This window comes from Saccharopolyspora sp. NPDC000995 (assembly GCF_053599315.1).
The window spans coordinates 1-13,935 of the sequence record NZ_JBSFLZ010000002.1; the positions used below are offsets into that span (position 1 = coordinate 1).

At 69.0% G+C, this 13,935-nt stretch carries 10 protein-coding genes; 7 read left to right on the top strand and 3 right to left on the bottom strand.

Features of this window, described 5'->3' with window-relative positions:
• Positions 1-190 precede the first annotated feature (190 nt).
• Positions 191-1,186: a LacI family DNA-binding transcriptional regulator gene (locus ACWDKQ_RS01340; RefSeq protein WP_450136780.1), complete on the bottom strand. Its 996-nt coding sequence runs from the start codon at positions 1,184-1,186 to the stop codon at positions 191-193.
• A gap of 246 nt (positions 1,187-1,432) precedes the next feature.
• On the opposite strand from ACWDKQ_RS01340, the gene ACWDKQ_RS01345 reads away from it, so the two are divergent.
• The 3 genes from ACWDKQ_RS01345 (at position 1,433) to ACWDKQ_RS01355 (ending at position 5,557) form a co-directional block, all read left to right on the top strand.
• Entirely contained in the window at positions 1,433-2,848 is a 1,416-nt protein-coding gene (locus ACWDKQ_RS01345) for an L-fucose/L-arabinose isomerase family protein (RefSeq protein WP_450136781.1), read from the top strand.
• 190 nt (positions 2,849-3,038) lie between these two features.
• Positions 3,039-4,538, top strand: a complete 1,500-nt coding sequence (locus ACWDKQ_RS01350) for an FGGY-family carbohydrate kinase (RefSeq protein WP_450136782.1) — start codon at positions 3,039-3,041, stop codon at positions 4,536-4,538.
• An 80-nt stretch (positions 4,539-4,618) separates the two neighbouring features.
• Complete coding sequence (locus ACWDKQ_RS01355; protein WP_450136783.1) at positions 4,619-5,557, top strand: alpha/beta hydrolase fold domain-containing protein; 939 nt, start codon at positions 4,619-4,621, stop codon at positions 5,555-5,557.
• Between the two features lie 22 nt (positions 5,558-5,579).
• On the opposite strand, the gene ACWDKQ_RS01360 is transcribed toward ACWDKQ_RS01355, so the two are convergent.
• On the bottom strand, positions 5,580-6,524 hold the full coding sequence (locus ACWDKQ_RS01360) for a DNA recombination protein RmuC (protein ID WP_450136784.1): 945 nt from the start codon (positions 6,522-6,524) through the stop codon (positions 5,580-5,582).
• 332 nt (positions 6,525-6,856) lie between these two features.
• Here ACWDKQ_RS01360 and ACWDKQ_RS01365 point away from each other — a divergent pair, with 332 nt between their 5' ends.
• From ACWDKQ_RS01365 to ychF, 4 genes are all read left to right on the top strand, one after another.
• Positions 6,857-8,041, top strand: a complete 1,185-nt coding sequence (locus ACWDKQ_RS01365; protein ID WP_450136785.1) for an exonuclease SbcCD subunit D — start codon at positions 6,857-6,859, stop codon at positions 8,039-8,041.
• Positions 8,038-10,989: an AAA family ATPase gene (locus tag ACWDKQ_RS01370; protein WP_450136786.1), complete on the top strand. Its 2,952-nt coding sequence runs from the start codon at positions 8,038-8,040 to the stop codon at positions 10,987-10,989. The genes ACWDKQ_RS01365 and ACWDKQ_RS01370 overlap by 4 nt, the downstream gene beginning before the upstream one ends.
• 187 nt (positions 10,990-11,176) lie before the next feature.
• Positions 11,177-11,413 (top strand): hypothetical protein, encoded by a 237-nt coding sequence (locus tag ACWDKQ_RS01375; protein ID WP_450136787.1) that lies wholly within the window; start codon positions 11,177-11,179, stop codon positions 11,411-11,413.
• Positions 11,414-11,508: 95 nt separating this feature from the next.
• Positions 11,509-12,588 (top strand): redox-regulated ATPase YchF, encoded by a 1,080-nt coding sequence (gene ychF / locus ACWDKQ_RS01380; protein ID WP_450136788.1) that lies wholly within the window; start codon positions 11,509-11,511, stop codon positions 12,586-12,588.
• Positions 12,589-12,766: 178 nt separating this feature from the next.
• On the opposite strand, the gene ACWDKQ_RS01385 is transcribed toward ychF, so the two are convergent.
• The gene (locus ACWDKQ_RS01385; RefSeq protein WP_450136789.1) at positions 12,767-13,933 is read right to left on the bottom strand and encodes a tyrosine-type recombinase/integrase; all 1,167 of its coding nucleotides are present in this window, start codon (positions 13,931-13,933) and stop codon (positions 12,767-12,769) included.
• Between the last annotated feature and the right edge of the window lie 2 nt (positions 13,934-13,935).

Below are 13,935 nucleotides of genomic sequence, written 5' to 3' on the forward strand. Positions count from 1 at the left end.
GACCACGTGGGGCCTTCCCTGGTCGAAGATCGTTTCTTGGTCGAACTTCTTTTACCAGGGACCCCACGTCCCACTCTCCCCGGGCCAGCGCTACCCGATCACACACCCATTCCGGCAGGCCGCCCTCCAGACACTTCTTACTGAGATCACCTCAGTGAAGCGAACGGAATGCTCCGTTCGCTTCGTGGCGTCAGGGACGGGCGCTGCTGCCTCGCGTGACGAGGTGGGCCGACAGTGTGGTGGTGGTCGTGTCGGTGCGTTCCCCGCTGATCCGGTCCAGCAGCAGCTGGGCGGCCACCGCGCCCATGTCGTAGGCGGGCTGGGCGACGACCGTCAGCGGCGGGTCGAGCAGCGTCGCCCAGGGCGGGTCGTCGAAGGCCACCACGCCAATGTCCCGGCCAGGCCGCAGGCCGAGCTCGGCGCACGTCTCCAGCACGCCGACCGCCATCATGCTGTTGGCGACCAGGACCGCGTCCGGCGGGTCGTCCTGGGTCAGTAGCGGTCGCGCGGCCTGCTTCGCCCCGGCGGCCTTGAACTCCGAGCGCCGCACCAATCCCGCCTGTGCCGGAAGCTTCGCAGCGCGCAGGCCGTCGCGGTATCCGGCGAGGCGGTCGTCCGCGGTCAGCACGCCGCTGGGGCCGGTGAGGCAGCCGATCCGCTGGTAGCCCTGCGCGACCAGATGCAGCGTCGCTTCCTTGGCGGCGAGCCTGCTGTCGACAAGCACCGTGTCGCCGGGGGAGTTCGGCAGCGGCCGGTCCACCGCCACCACCGGCGTGCTGTTGCGGCTGAGCAGTTCGGCGCTGTCCCCGCGGCCGGTCGGTGACAGCAGCACCCCGGCCACCCGTTCCTGCAGGGCGACATCGATGTACTCGCGCTCCTTGTCCGGTTCGTCGTCGGAGTTGCAGAGGACCACCGAGTAGCCCGCAGCGTGCGCCACGTCCTCGACGCCGCGAGCGATCGCAGTGAAGAACGGGTTCTCCACGTCGGAGATGATCAGAGCAAGCACCGCGGTCTCCTGCTTGCGCAGGTTGCGGGCCGGGCCGTTGGGCCGGTACCCGAGCTCGGCCGCGGCGGCGAGCACCCGCGCGGCCAGCGCCGGATCGACGGTGCTCTTGCCGTTGAGCGCACGCGAAACCGTCGCAGTGGACACCCCGGCGCGGGTCGCCACATCGCTGATCGTCGCCACGGTTTCCTCCACGTGCCCTCTACCCGAGTGATGGCGGGCCACCTGCCTTGACAGTCCGCGTCCCGCCAGAATAGCGTCCGGGTAAACGATTGCTCACCGGTCTCATCGGCAACTGGGTGAGGAGCTTTCCCGGTCAGGCGATCCGCAGGGAGTTCACCGGTGGCGCACCGGACGGAGCCATCGACGCGCCCCCGCCACCGGTTCCACAGCAGTCAACACCGCCTGTCAGTGAACTTGGGAGGAACTGTGGCTCGCATCGGTGTCGTCAGCATTTCCGACGGTCGTGACCACGTCCACGCCCGGAACGCGGACTTCATCCAGTCCAAACAGGATTCTCTGGTCCGGTCGCTGCGCGCGGCCGGGCACGACGTGGTGGTCGGTGACGACCTGGTCGCCACCAACGTGCTCGCCACCTCGGTCTCCCGGAAGGTGGCCGCGGCGGACGTGGACGTCACCGTCTTCTACTACTCGGTGTGGGCGTTTCCCCACTTCACCATGCTCGCCGCCGACGCCACCAGCAGCCCACTGGTGCTCGTGGCCAGCACCGACCCGACCGAACCTGGGCTCGTCGGCATGCTCGCCGCGGGTGGTGCGCTGGATCAGATCGGCCGCCGCCACACGCGGGCCTGGGGTGCCCCGGATGACGCCGAACTGGTCGAGAAGATCGGCGTGCACGCCAAGGCCGCCGCCGCGGTGCAGTCGCTGCACGGTGCGACGTTCGGCCGGTTCGGCGGGCGGCCGATGGGCATGAACACTGCAGTCGCCAACACCGACCAGTGGATGCGTAAGTTCGGCATCGACGTGGAGGAGATCGACCAGTACGAGCTGGTCCTGCGGGCCGAGAAGGCGGACGCCGCCGAGGCCAAGAAGGCACGCGAGTGGATCGAGAAGCACGCCGCCGGGGTGCACTACGACGGCAAGAAGCTGACGCCGGAGTTGCTGGAGCGGCAGATCCGGTCCTATCTGGCGATCCGGGACATCATCGCGGAGCGCAACCTCGATTTCTCCGGCATCAAGGCGCAGCCGGAGCTGACCGAGAACTTCGCGACGATGGATGTCACCGAGGCGTTCCTGAACGACCCCTACGACTGGAACGGGCCGAAGGAACCGCACGTCTGCGCCACCGAGGCGGACATGGACGGCGCGCTGACCATGCAGCTGTTCAAGGCGGTGGCCGACACGCCGGTGCTCTTCGCCGACGTGCGGCACTACCACGGTGACCGCGACATCTGGGACCTGTGCAACTCCGGCCAGCACGCCACCTGGTACGCCGCCCGCAGCGGCGACCCGGCGGAGAACCTGGCGAAGGTCAACTTCTACCCGGAGGTGTTCTTCTTCCCGGCCGGTGGCGCGTCGGTGCAGCACATCGCGGCGCCGGGGCAGATGACGCTGGGGCGGTTGACCCGCGAGGACGGCGAGTACCGGCTGCAGCTGATGCTCGGGGAGTTCGAGAGCTACGACGATGCGACCAACCAGAAGCTGATGGACCAGTCCACGCCGGAGTGGCCGCACGCCTTCGCACGGCTGGACGCGCCGGGAGAGCTGTTCCTGTCGAAGTTCGGCGCCAACCACATCCACGCGGTTCCGGGCGACCACCGCGCCGCCCTGCGCGCTGTGGCGGATCAGCTGAACGTCCGCCTCGACGAATGGACCAGGGGCTGACCGCATCCCGGTCCAGTGCGAGTGTCTGACCACGACGCCGGAGGCTGTGGGCAACTCCCGTGATTCAAATGGAAATCGGACCTTCGATTTCCATTGAAATCTGCCCCTCCACGTCGGGGCACCTCGGGCGCGGTGTGGTCGACGATCGCTGGTGTTCCGGGTTTTCGTGTTGACGAGGAGGATCGCGCAGGTGGCCGAGAAGGTGTTGCTCGGGATCGACATCGGCACGGCGAGTTCCAAGGGGGTGCTGGTCAGCACCGACGGGCGGATCATCGCCCGCGCCAGCCGACCGCACGAGACCTCCTACCCGCACCCGGGCTGGGTGGAGCACGACGCGGAATCGGTGTGGTGGGCGGACTTCCTGGAACTGGCCCGGGAGTTGGTGCCCGCCGCCGAGGGCCGGGAGATCGCCGGGCTCGGCGTCAGCGGCATCGGTCCTGTGCTGCTGCCCGCCGACGGCGGCGGCAAACCCCTGCGGCCGGCCATCCTCTACGGTGTGGACACCCGCGCGACCGAGGAGATCGCGGAGCTCACCGAGGAGTTCGGGGCCGACGAGATCCTGCGCCGGGGCGGCTCGGCGCTGTCCAGCCAGGCCGTTGGGCCGAAGATCCGCTGGCTGGCCAAGCGCGAGCCGGAGGTCTACCAGCGCACCGAGATGCTGCTGATGTGCAGCTCCTACCTGGTGCACCGGCTGACCGGCCGGTACGTACTCGATCATCACTCGGCCAGCCAGTGCGATCCGCTCTACGACCTGCAGGCCCGCGGCTGGTCGGCGGACTGGGCGCAGCGGGTCGCGCCGGGGCTGCCGCTGCCGGAGCTTGCGTGGCCGACCGAGGTCGTCGGGCGGGTCACCGCGCAGGCGGCGGCCGAAACCGGGCTGCCGGAAGGTCTTCCGGTCACCGCGGGCACCGTGGACGCATGGGCCGAGGCCACCAGCGTCGGCGTGCGGGAGTCAGGCGAGGTGATGTTGATGTACGGCACCACGATGTTCTTCGTCCAGGTGTTGACGGACGTGCAACCGCACCCGGCGCTCTGGGGCACCTGCGGGGCGTTCCCGGACACGTACACGCTGGCCGCCGGGATGGCGACCTCGGGTGCGGTCACCCAGTGGTTGCGCAGCCTCGTCGACGGCGATTTCGCCCAGCTCGTCGAGGAGGCGAGCAAGGTGCCGGCGGGCAGTCGCGGGTTGCTACTGCTGCCGTACTTCGCGGGCGAGCGGACGCCGATCTTCGACCCGGACGCGCGCGGCGTCCTCGCCGGGCTAACGACCAGCCACGGCCGGCCCGAGCTGTATCGGGCCGCACTGGAGGGCATCGGTTTCGGGGTCCGCCACAACCTCGCGGCGATGGGCGAGGCGGGCGGCACGGCCCGGCGGCTGGTCGCCGTCGGCGGCGGCACCCAGGGCGGGCTGTGGACCCAGATCGTTTCCGACATCACCGGTCAGGAACAGCAGATCCCGGCCGAGACGGTCGGTGCGGCGTACGGCAACGCGCTGCTCGCGGGCCTTGGCACCGGCACGGCTGTCGCCCCGGAGGCCTGGAACCCGGTGACGCGGACGGTCCGGCCGAACCCCGAGCACACGGAGCGTTACGACGAGTTCTTCCGGCACTACCGCGACCTCTACGACTCCACGGTGCGGATCGCGCACTTCTTGGCAGGTGAGCAGCGCGCCGCGGACGAGCGTGGCTGATCACTGAATGTATTGACACTGATCTTGTTAAGCTAAGGCATTCGGGTGAACCGTAACAAGATCGGGGAGGCACGGAGCCGATGGCGGTGACTCGGCGTGTCTTAGCGGCCTGTCTCGCCCTGGCGACGGTGGTCGCGGCCGGGTGCTCGCGCGAATCGGATGCTGACGAAGCGCGGCCGGCCGAGGTCGCCACCCGCGATCTCGGCGCGGCCAGCGTGCAGCGCGACCTGATCTACGCGGACCGCGATACCGGCGCGCTGAAGCTCGACCTGTACCTCCCCGAGCAGCGCGAGCCGCCGACCCCGCTGATCGTGTACGTGCACGGCGGCGGCTGGGACGCCGGCGTCCGCACGCTGGACGCCGACTCCGGCGCGCCGGAGTCGTTGACCGCCCAGCGCCTCTTGGAACGCGGCTACGCAGTGGCCACAGTGGACTACCGGTTGACCGGGGTGGCGCAGTACCCGGCGCAGGCGGTCGACGTCGCCGACGCCGTGCGCTGGCTGCAGCAGCACGCCGGGCAGTGGCGGTTGGACGCCGACCGGATCGGGCTGTGGGGCGCCTCGGCCGGCGGTCACCTGGTGTCGCAACTGGGCGCGGTGGCAGGGGATCCGGAGAAGCCGGGCGGCGGGCTTACCGGGATCCGGGCGGTAGTGGATTGGTTCGGACCGGTCGACATGAGCGCCGAGGCGCAGTTGGCGCACCCGCAGATGCAGCAGTACGCGAGCAGGGTCGTCCGGCAACTGCTCGGGTGCATGCCGGTGGAGTGCCCGGGGAAGGCCGAGTCGGCGAGTCCGATCAAGAACATCTCCGGGGACGAGCCGCCGTTTCTGATCCAGCAGGGCACGGCGGACTCGCTGGTCCCGATCGACCAGAGCCTCGACCTGGCCCGGGCCCTGCGCAGGCTGGGGGTGTCGGCGGAACTGCACCCCTACGAGGGCCTGGACCACGGCTTCGGCAAGGGCCCGCACAACACCCTGATAGTCGACACCGTCGCGGCCTTCGTCGAAACCCACGTCTGAACCACGAGCGAGCGGCGGTCCGTCACGCCCCGTTGGGCGTGTGCTCAGGGACGCCGTTGACCAGGCCTTCTTCGTCGTGTCGGACGGTGCCGACGTCGCCCGAGCCCGCGGCTTCGGCCAGCGGCTGCACCGTGCTCCGGAAGGACTCCAGCGCGTCGAGTTCGCGGCGGCGGGCCGAGACGAAGCGCTGCAGGTGCGTGCTTGAGAGGTTCACCGCTTCCACCGCGTTGGACGCGGCGCGCTGGGCGCGGACCGCATGTGAGCGCACCTGCTCGATGTCCTCGGCGATCGTGCGTTCCGTCGCGGCGAACATCGACGCCGACGCGAGAACGGCGAATCCTGTTGGTCCGCAGAGGAAAACCCGCTTACCGAGCAGCCAGGCGAGCAGCTGCGGGTCGGTGTCCAGGGCGGCGACCACGGCGGCGTCGGACGGCACGAACATGATCGAGCCGTAGATCGCATCGGCCCACTTCTGGTAGCCCTTGCCCGCGAGGTCGGTGGCGCGGGAGCGGATGTTGCGGACGTGCACCCGCAGCGCGTCGGTGCGTTCTTCCGGGTTGTCGGTCTCCATCGCCTCGGCCCACACGGCAAGGCTCGTCTTGGCGTCTACCGGGACCTGCCGCCCGCCGCCGACGGCCAGCACCATGTCCGGGCGAGCGGAGCCGCCGCCGGCGAGGTCGGTCTGCAGCGTGAAATGGATGCCTTCGCGCAGCCCCAGCGAGCGCGCGGTCTCCACGAGGACCTGCTCGCCGAGCTCGCCGCGACCGGTGATGGAGGCGAACGTCACTTCGTAGCGCCGCAGAGCCGCCTGATGCTCAGCGGTGCGGGAGCGTTCGGTCTCGAACATGCGCAGCGCTTCGTCGGTGCGACGTGCGCTGTCCGCGTACAGCCGCCAGATCAGCATCAGCGCAGCCGCGAACAGCAGCGTCAGCACGACGACAATGGTGATCAGGACGCCGGTACCCAACACGAGCTCCGTCCGGTAGTGGCCGTGGCAGCTCAAATAATGGCCGACGCACCCCGCGACATCACGCACAGCCACGCCGCGAACGCGATGCCGGATCCGTCCGATCCGCCAGGTTGGACCGCAATTCAATCGAAACTGGACATTCGATTTCAATGAGAATTGCGGCTAGTTCTCCTATCCCTCCTGGTCAGGGTGGGTTTGCGTTGGGTTGTTGCGGCAGTCCAACGCGGTCGCGAGAGCCGACCTGCGCAAACGCGCTCCTAGTGGGCGACACGCCGAAGCGGTGCGGGGGGTCCGCGATGTCCGGCGGGGGCGTCGATAGTTTTGGGCCCATGCGAGTGCTGCACACCTCCGACTGGCACGTGGGGCGGACGTTCCACGGCCGGGATCTGCTCGGAGATCAGGAAACCGTGCTGGGTGGGCTGGCCGACCTGGTCGTCGAGGAGCAGGTCGACGTCGTGGTGATCGCCGGCGATCTCTACGACCGCGCCGTGCCCTCGGGCGAGGCGGTGCAGACCTGCGTGCGAGTGCTTGGCCGGATCCGCGAGGCGGGCGCCCAGCTGGTGGTCACCTCGGGCAACCACGATTCCGCCGCCCGCGTCGGTGCTTTCGCCGAGTTCGCCGCGGCCGGCGGACTGCACCTGCGCACCCAGATCGCGCGGCTGCACGAGCCGGTGGTGATCGACGACCGGCACGGCCCGGTCGCCTTCTACGGCATCCCATACCTCGAACCGGACCCCGCACGGCACACCCTGCGGGCCAGCGCCGACGTGCCCGGGGCCAGCGCCGAGATCCAATCGCGTGGCCACACGGCCGTGCTCACCGAGGCGATGAACAGGGTGCGTGCCGAACTGGCCGAACGTCCACGAGGGACTCGTTCGGTGGTTCTGGCGCACGCCTTCGTCACCGGAGGCGACAGCAGCGATTCGGAGCGCACCATCGCGGTCGGCGGCGTCGAGCAGGTGCCGGGCTCGGTGTTCGACGGCGTGGACTACGTCGCGTTGGGCCACCTGCACGGCCCGCAGCGGCTCGCCGAGCACCTGCGCTATTCCGGCAGCCCACTGGCGTACTCGTTCTCCGAAGCGGTGCACCGCAAGTCGGTGTGGCTGGTCGAACTGGACGCCGGCGGCCTGGCCGGTGTCCAACGGCGCGAGCTGCCGGTGCCCCGGCGGCTGGCGACGATCCAGGGGCTGCTGGAGGACCTGCTCAACGAGCCGGAGCACGCTGAGCTGGAGGAGTGCTACGTCTCGGCGACCCTCACCGATGAGGTGCGCCCGCTGGAGGCGATGCGGCGGCTGCAGCAGCGCTTTCCGCACGCAGTGCACCTGGAGTGGAAGCCCGCGGCCGGTCGCGCGACGGCGCCGCTGCGCTACGCCGAGATCGTGCGCGGCCGCGACGACCACGACCTGACCGCCCGGTTCGTCGCTGACTGCCGGGGCGCGGAACCGAGCGAATCCGAACGCGCGCTGCTCGACGAGGCGCTGCGCGCCGTAGCCGCGGCGGAGGGTGCGAAATGAGGCTGCACAGCCTGGAAGTCACCGCGTTCGGCCCGTACCGCGACCACCAGCGGGTGGACTTCGACCGGCTTGGCGCCGACGGCCTCTTCCTGCTGCACGGCGACACAGGCGCGGGCAAGACGACGCTGCTGGACGCGGTCGCCTTCGCCCTCTACGGCACGGTCCCCGGTGCTCGCGGTGAGGCGAAGCGGCTGCGCTGCGACACGGCCGAGCCCGACACCGCCACCTTGGTCGTGCTGGAGCTGACGGTGCAGGGGCAGCGGCTCCGGCTGGAGCGCAGCCCCGAGTACCAGCGGCCGAAGAAGCGCGGCGACGGTTACACCACGCAGCAGGCGAAGGCCTCGCTGACCTGGGTCGATGGCGCGCCCACCGAGCAGCCGCCGGAAGGCCTGACGCGCATCGACGAGGTCGGTCGCACGGTGCAACGCCTGCTGGGCATGACGGTCGACCAGTTCTTCCAGGTCGTGATGCTGCCGCAGGGCGAGTTCGCCAAGTTCCTGCGCTCGGACACGGCGGAACGCGAGAAGCTGCTGGAGAAGCTGTTCGGCACCCAGCGGTTCGGCGAGGTCGAGCGCTGGTTCGTCGACCGCCGCCGCGAGCGCGGGCGGGACGTCGAGGAGCAGACCCAGCAGGTCCGCGTGCTGCTTGCGCGGGTTTCGCAGGTCTCGGGCAGCGAGCCGGACGCCGGCGCGGACGAGCAGAACTGGTTGGAGGACATCGAAAAGCGGTCCGTCCGCGCGATGGAGGGCTCGCAGGCCGAGCACTCCCGCCTGCGGCGCGAGCGGGAGGCCGCCGAGACGAAGCTGACCGAGCGCCGCGAGCTGGCCCAGAGGGTCCGCCGCGTCCGGCAGGCCAACGCGACCCTCGCCGAGATCGGTGAACAGCAGGACCAGCACGACGCCTGGCGGGCCGAAAGGGAAGCCGCGCAACGCGCGGTTCCGGTGCTCGCTGCCAGCAGCGCAGCATTGCGGGCGGAGCAAGAACGCGACAAAGCACGAGCCGAGGCCGTCGCCGCAGCAGCTAGCTGCGAGTTGGACGCCGAAACGCCGCTGACCGAACTTCGTTCGCTCGCAGGTGCCAAGCGGGAGGAAGCAGGCGGCCTCGCGCACCTGATTCCCGAGGCGCAGCAGCAGGAAACCGACCGGAAGAAGCTGACGTCACTCGGCGAGCGGGTTTCCGCGGACGAGGACCTGGAAGCGGAGCTCGTCGGGCAACAGGCCACGTTACCCAACCGCATCGGCACCTCGCGGCAGCAGGTCGACGAGTCGAAACACGCCGAGCTGCGGTTGGAAACCGTGCAAGCACGCGGCACCGAGGTGGCGGCGCTGCTGCGGACCGCACGTGAACTCCCCGATGCCCAGGAGGAACTCGCGGCGGCGACAGCCCGAGCACAACAGGCGATCGACGCCCATCAGCAAGCCCGTGACCTGCTGCAAGACCTCCGCGCCCGCAGGCTCGCCGGGATGGCCGCGGAACTCGCGGCCCGGCTCTCGCCCGGCCAGCCGTGCCCGGTTTGCGGCTCGGCGGAACACCCGGAGCCCGGCAAACCGATCGACGACCCGGTGCGCGCCGAGGACGAGGACAACGCTCAAACCGCCGAGCAGGGCGCGGCAACCCGTCGCGAAAAGGCCGCCGCGGAAGCGCAAAGCGCCCAGCAGCACGTCGATAACCTGGCGGCACGACTGGGCGAACACACCGAGGCTGACCTCGCCGCCGAGCTCGCCGAACTCAGAGCCGAACGCGACGCGCTGCAGAACACCGCCGCACAGCTGCCGCAGCGCACTAAGCGGCTCGCCGAGCTCGAAAAATCCACCGAGCGACTGGGCGAGAAGCTGTCCGAGGTCCGCACCCGAATCGCGGCGACCCGCAGCGAACACGCCACCCTCGTGACCACAGTGGACGATCGTGAGGCGAGACTCCGCGACGGACGGGCAGACTTCCCAAGCATCGCCGATCGCCGGAAGCACCTGCTCGACATCGCAGCTCACCTCGAACAACTCGCCGCCGCCCGGACAACCCGGGACGACGCCGAAAAGCGCCTCGCCGAACACGAAACCGCCCTGGCCGAATCCGCCACCACGGCAGGCTTCGACGACGTGGCCGCCGCGCTCGCCGCCGAGCGAAGCGAGGAACGGCTCGCGCAGCTCACCGAGGCGCTAGCCGAGGTCGAAGAGCGCGCCGCGGGCGCGCGCGCAGCGCTGGCAAGCGCGGAGCTGTTCGGCGTCAACGCCGATGCCGAGGTCGGCCTCGAAGAGGCCACCGAGGCGGCAGTCGTCGCGCGCGAAGCGGCGGAGCGCGCAGCTGCGCTGGCGCATCGCGCCGAGCAGCGGCACCGCGACATCGCGCAGCTCGCGGAGCGGCTGCGCGCAGCGTGGGCGGAGCTTGGGCCGGCGTTGGCGGAGCACGCGGAGCTGGAGGCGTTGGCGGACGTGGTCAATGGGCGCGGGCAGAACGCGCGGAAGATGTCGTTGCGCGCGTACGTGTTGGCCGCTCGGTTGGAGGAGGTCGCGATCGCGGCCACTCGGCGGCTGCAGCGGATGAGCGGCGGGCGGTACTCGTTCGTGCATTCCGACGCGGCCGGGGCGCGGGGCACACGCGGTGGCCTCGGATTGGACGTGCTCGACGACTACTCCGGCAAGGTTCGCCCCGCCAAGACGCTCTCCGGCGGCGAATCGTTCCTCGCATCGCTTTCGCTGGCTCTCGGACTGGCTGATGTCGTGGCCGCCGAGACCGGCGGCGCACTGCTGGACACGCTGTTCATCGACGAGGGCTTCGGCACGCTCGACGCCGACACCCTCGACCTCGTGATGGACACCCTCGACGACCTGCGCGCTGGCGGCCGGGTCGTCGGCCTCGTCTCCCACGTCGAGGAGATGCGTCAACGGATCTCGGTCCGCCTCCGAGTCCGCAAGTCCCGCGACGGCTCCACCCTCGAAATCCGAACCTGAAGGTCCACAGTGGATTTTCGCTGACGAGCTAGCAGACGGTCCGCCACCGATCCGGCCAGGTCTCGGCGTCGCCCGATTCCGGCAGCCCGAGCAGGGATTCCGCCGCTTTGGCGGGGAGTGTCTCCCCGTGCGGGGGAATTCGATCGAGGTGGGTGCAGTTTGCGCGTTTCATCCCTATCGTCGCGGCATGACCCGATCGAAGATCAGTACCAGGCGCGGCTTCCGGATCCTCGGCGCCGCGACCGGCGCGGCGTTCGCCCTGGTGATCGCGGCGGGGTGCAACGACCCGGCACCCGCACCGGAACGGCAGCAGGAGCAGCAGGACAGCGACGACCAGCAGGGCGGTGACCAGCAGGGTGGTGACCAGGAGGGCGGTGACCAGCAGGGCGGTGACCAGCAGGGTGGTGACCAGGTGGACGACTGACGTCGCGGGGCGGGGTGCGCATCCGGCTGCGTATCTGCGCACCCCCGCGCGACCGGCCCCGATGCTTCGGTGGGCGAGCACCTAGACTTCGGGGTGTGAGTCTCACCCTCGGAATCGTCGGGCTGCCCAACGTCGGCAAGTCCACCCTGTTCAACGCGCTGACCAGCAACGACGCTCTCGCGGCGAACTACCCGTTCGCCACCATCGAGCCGAACGTGGGCGTGGTGCCGCTGCCGGACGAGCGGCTGGACAAGCTCGCCGAGGTCTTCGGCTCGGCGAAGACGGTGCCCGCCACGGTGTCGTTCGTCGACATCGCGGGCCTGGTCAAGGGCGCCTCGGAGGGGCAGGGACTGGGCAACAAGTTCCTCGCCAACATCCGCGAGGCGGACGCGATCTGCCAGGTCATCCGGGTCTTCGACGACCCCGACGTGGTGCACGTCGACGGCCGGGTGGACCCGTCCAGCGACATCGAGACGATCAACACCGAGCTGATCTTGGCCGATCTGCAGACCCTGGAGAAGGCGCTGCCGCGGCTGGAGAAGGAAGCGCGCACCCACAAGGACAAGCGCCCGGCGTTGGAGGTCGCGCAGCAGGCCAAGGAGATCCTCGACTCCGGCGAGACCCTATTCGCGGTGGGCCTCGGCAAGGACACTCCGGACCTGCGCGAGCTCAACCTGCTGACCACCAAGCCGTTCCTCTACGTGTTCAACGCCGACGAGGGCGTGCTGGCCGACGAGGCGAAAAAGAAGGAGCTGAGGGACCTGGTCGCGCCCGGCGACGCGGTGTTCCTGGATGCCAAGGTCGAGGCGGAGCTCAAGGAGCTGGACGAGGAGTCCCAGCGCGAGCTGCTGGAGTCGATCGGCCAGGCGGAGCCGGGCCTGAACGCGCTGGCCCGCGCGGGCTTCCACACACTGGGCCTGCAGACCTACCTGACGGCCGGTCCGAAGGAGGCGCGGGCCTGGACGATCCGCCAGGGCTGGACGGCGCCGCAGGCGGCCGGAGTGATCCACACCGACTTCGAGCGGGGCTTCATCAAGGCGGAGATCGTCTCCTTCGCCGATCTGATCGCGGCCGGCTCGATGGCGGAGGCCAAGTCGGCGGGCAAGGTCCGGATGGAAGGCAAGGACTACAGCATGGCCGACGGCGACGTCGTGGAGTTCCGCTTCAACGTCTGATCAGCGGCGTTTCTGCTGGTAATTGACTCACGGTAGGTCGGCGATCGTCAGTCGTTCGTCAGTCGGCCGGGGTTCGTCATCGGCGACGGGCGAACGCCGACCCAAGAACCCACGAAGGGCCGGGCTTGGATCTCCTGCGTATGAGTCCCAAGCCCGGCCCTTCTCTGGTTGCCAGCTATCAGGTCGGTACCAGTTGGGCGGCAGGCGGATCATCATCTCCGCCGTCCTCCGAAGCTCTCGGCAGCTTGCCGAGAACACCACCGATCAGACCAGACGCAGCACTGCGCGTTCGATCAGCCGCGCTCGGCCAAAGGTGGGCGTAGGTGTTCAGGGTGATCGTCGCGCTTGAATGCCCGAGCGCCCGCTGTACGGTCACAACGTCGCACCCTGCCGCGATCAGGCCAGAGGCGTAGAAGTGGCGCAGATCGTGAAGTCGGATGCTCTCGCACGAGGCAGCCGTACGAGCTTTGCGCCACCAGTAGCCGACTGTGTTTTGGTGGGGTGGGAGTCCTTGCTCGCCCTCGAACAACCAGCGATCTCGATTCTCTCCAGGTCGATGCTTCTCCAGGTAATCGCGAAGCATCTCGACGAGGACATCAGCGAGGTAGACGGTTCGCTCAGACCCGTACTTTGGAGCTCTGATCTCCACTTGCTTGCCGTTGGCGCGCTGGACCTGTCGAGTAACCCGCAGAATTCGAGCCTCCAAATCGATGTCTCCAGCCTGGAGTGCCGCAGCCTCACCCAGCCGGAGCCCGGCGAATGCGCACAAGGCGATGAAGACCCTGAAGTGCTCCTCTGAACAGTCGAGGAGCTTTCGAACTTCCTCCGACGTAGGGAGATTCAAGGATGAGCCCTTACGCGCACGCGGTAGACGAACGCCTTCGCTCGGATCTGCCGGAATGATGCGATCTCGGACCGCAGCGCGAAGAACTGCCCTGACGTTGTTGAAGCGCGTTCGGATGGTGCCGGGTGCGAGTCCCTTTTCTCGGCCGTACCCGCGTAGCTCGGTCTCCATGTGCTTCACCCACTGCTCGACATGCGATCGGAGAAGGCGGCTAAGGGGGACGTCCCCGAAGGTCACAGAGTCAGCAGCTAGGCGCATTGCCCGTTCGGTACCAGGTACCCAAACCTGCCGAGCCGACCACTGACCGAAGTACTCGGCGAAGGTGACCCGTCCCGCCTTCGGATCAACAAACTGGCCGGTCGTAAGGGCTGCCGTCTGGTCGTCCAGCCACTTCTGCGCATCGATCTTTCGGCGGGTGGTCTTCGTGATCTGTTTCCCGCCCGGCACTGGCCGAAACTGGGCTTGCCATCGGCCATTTGGCATCTTTCGAATGCTTGCCATCG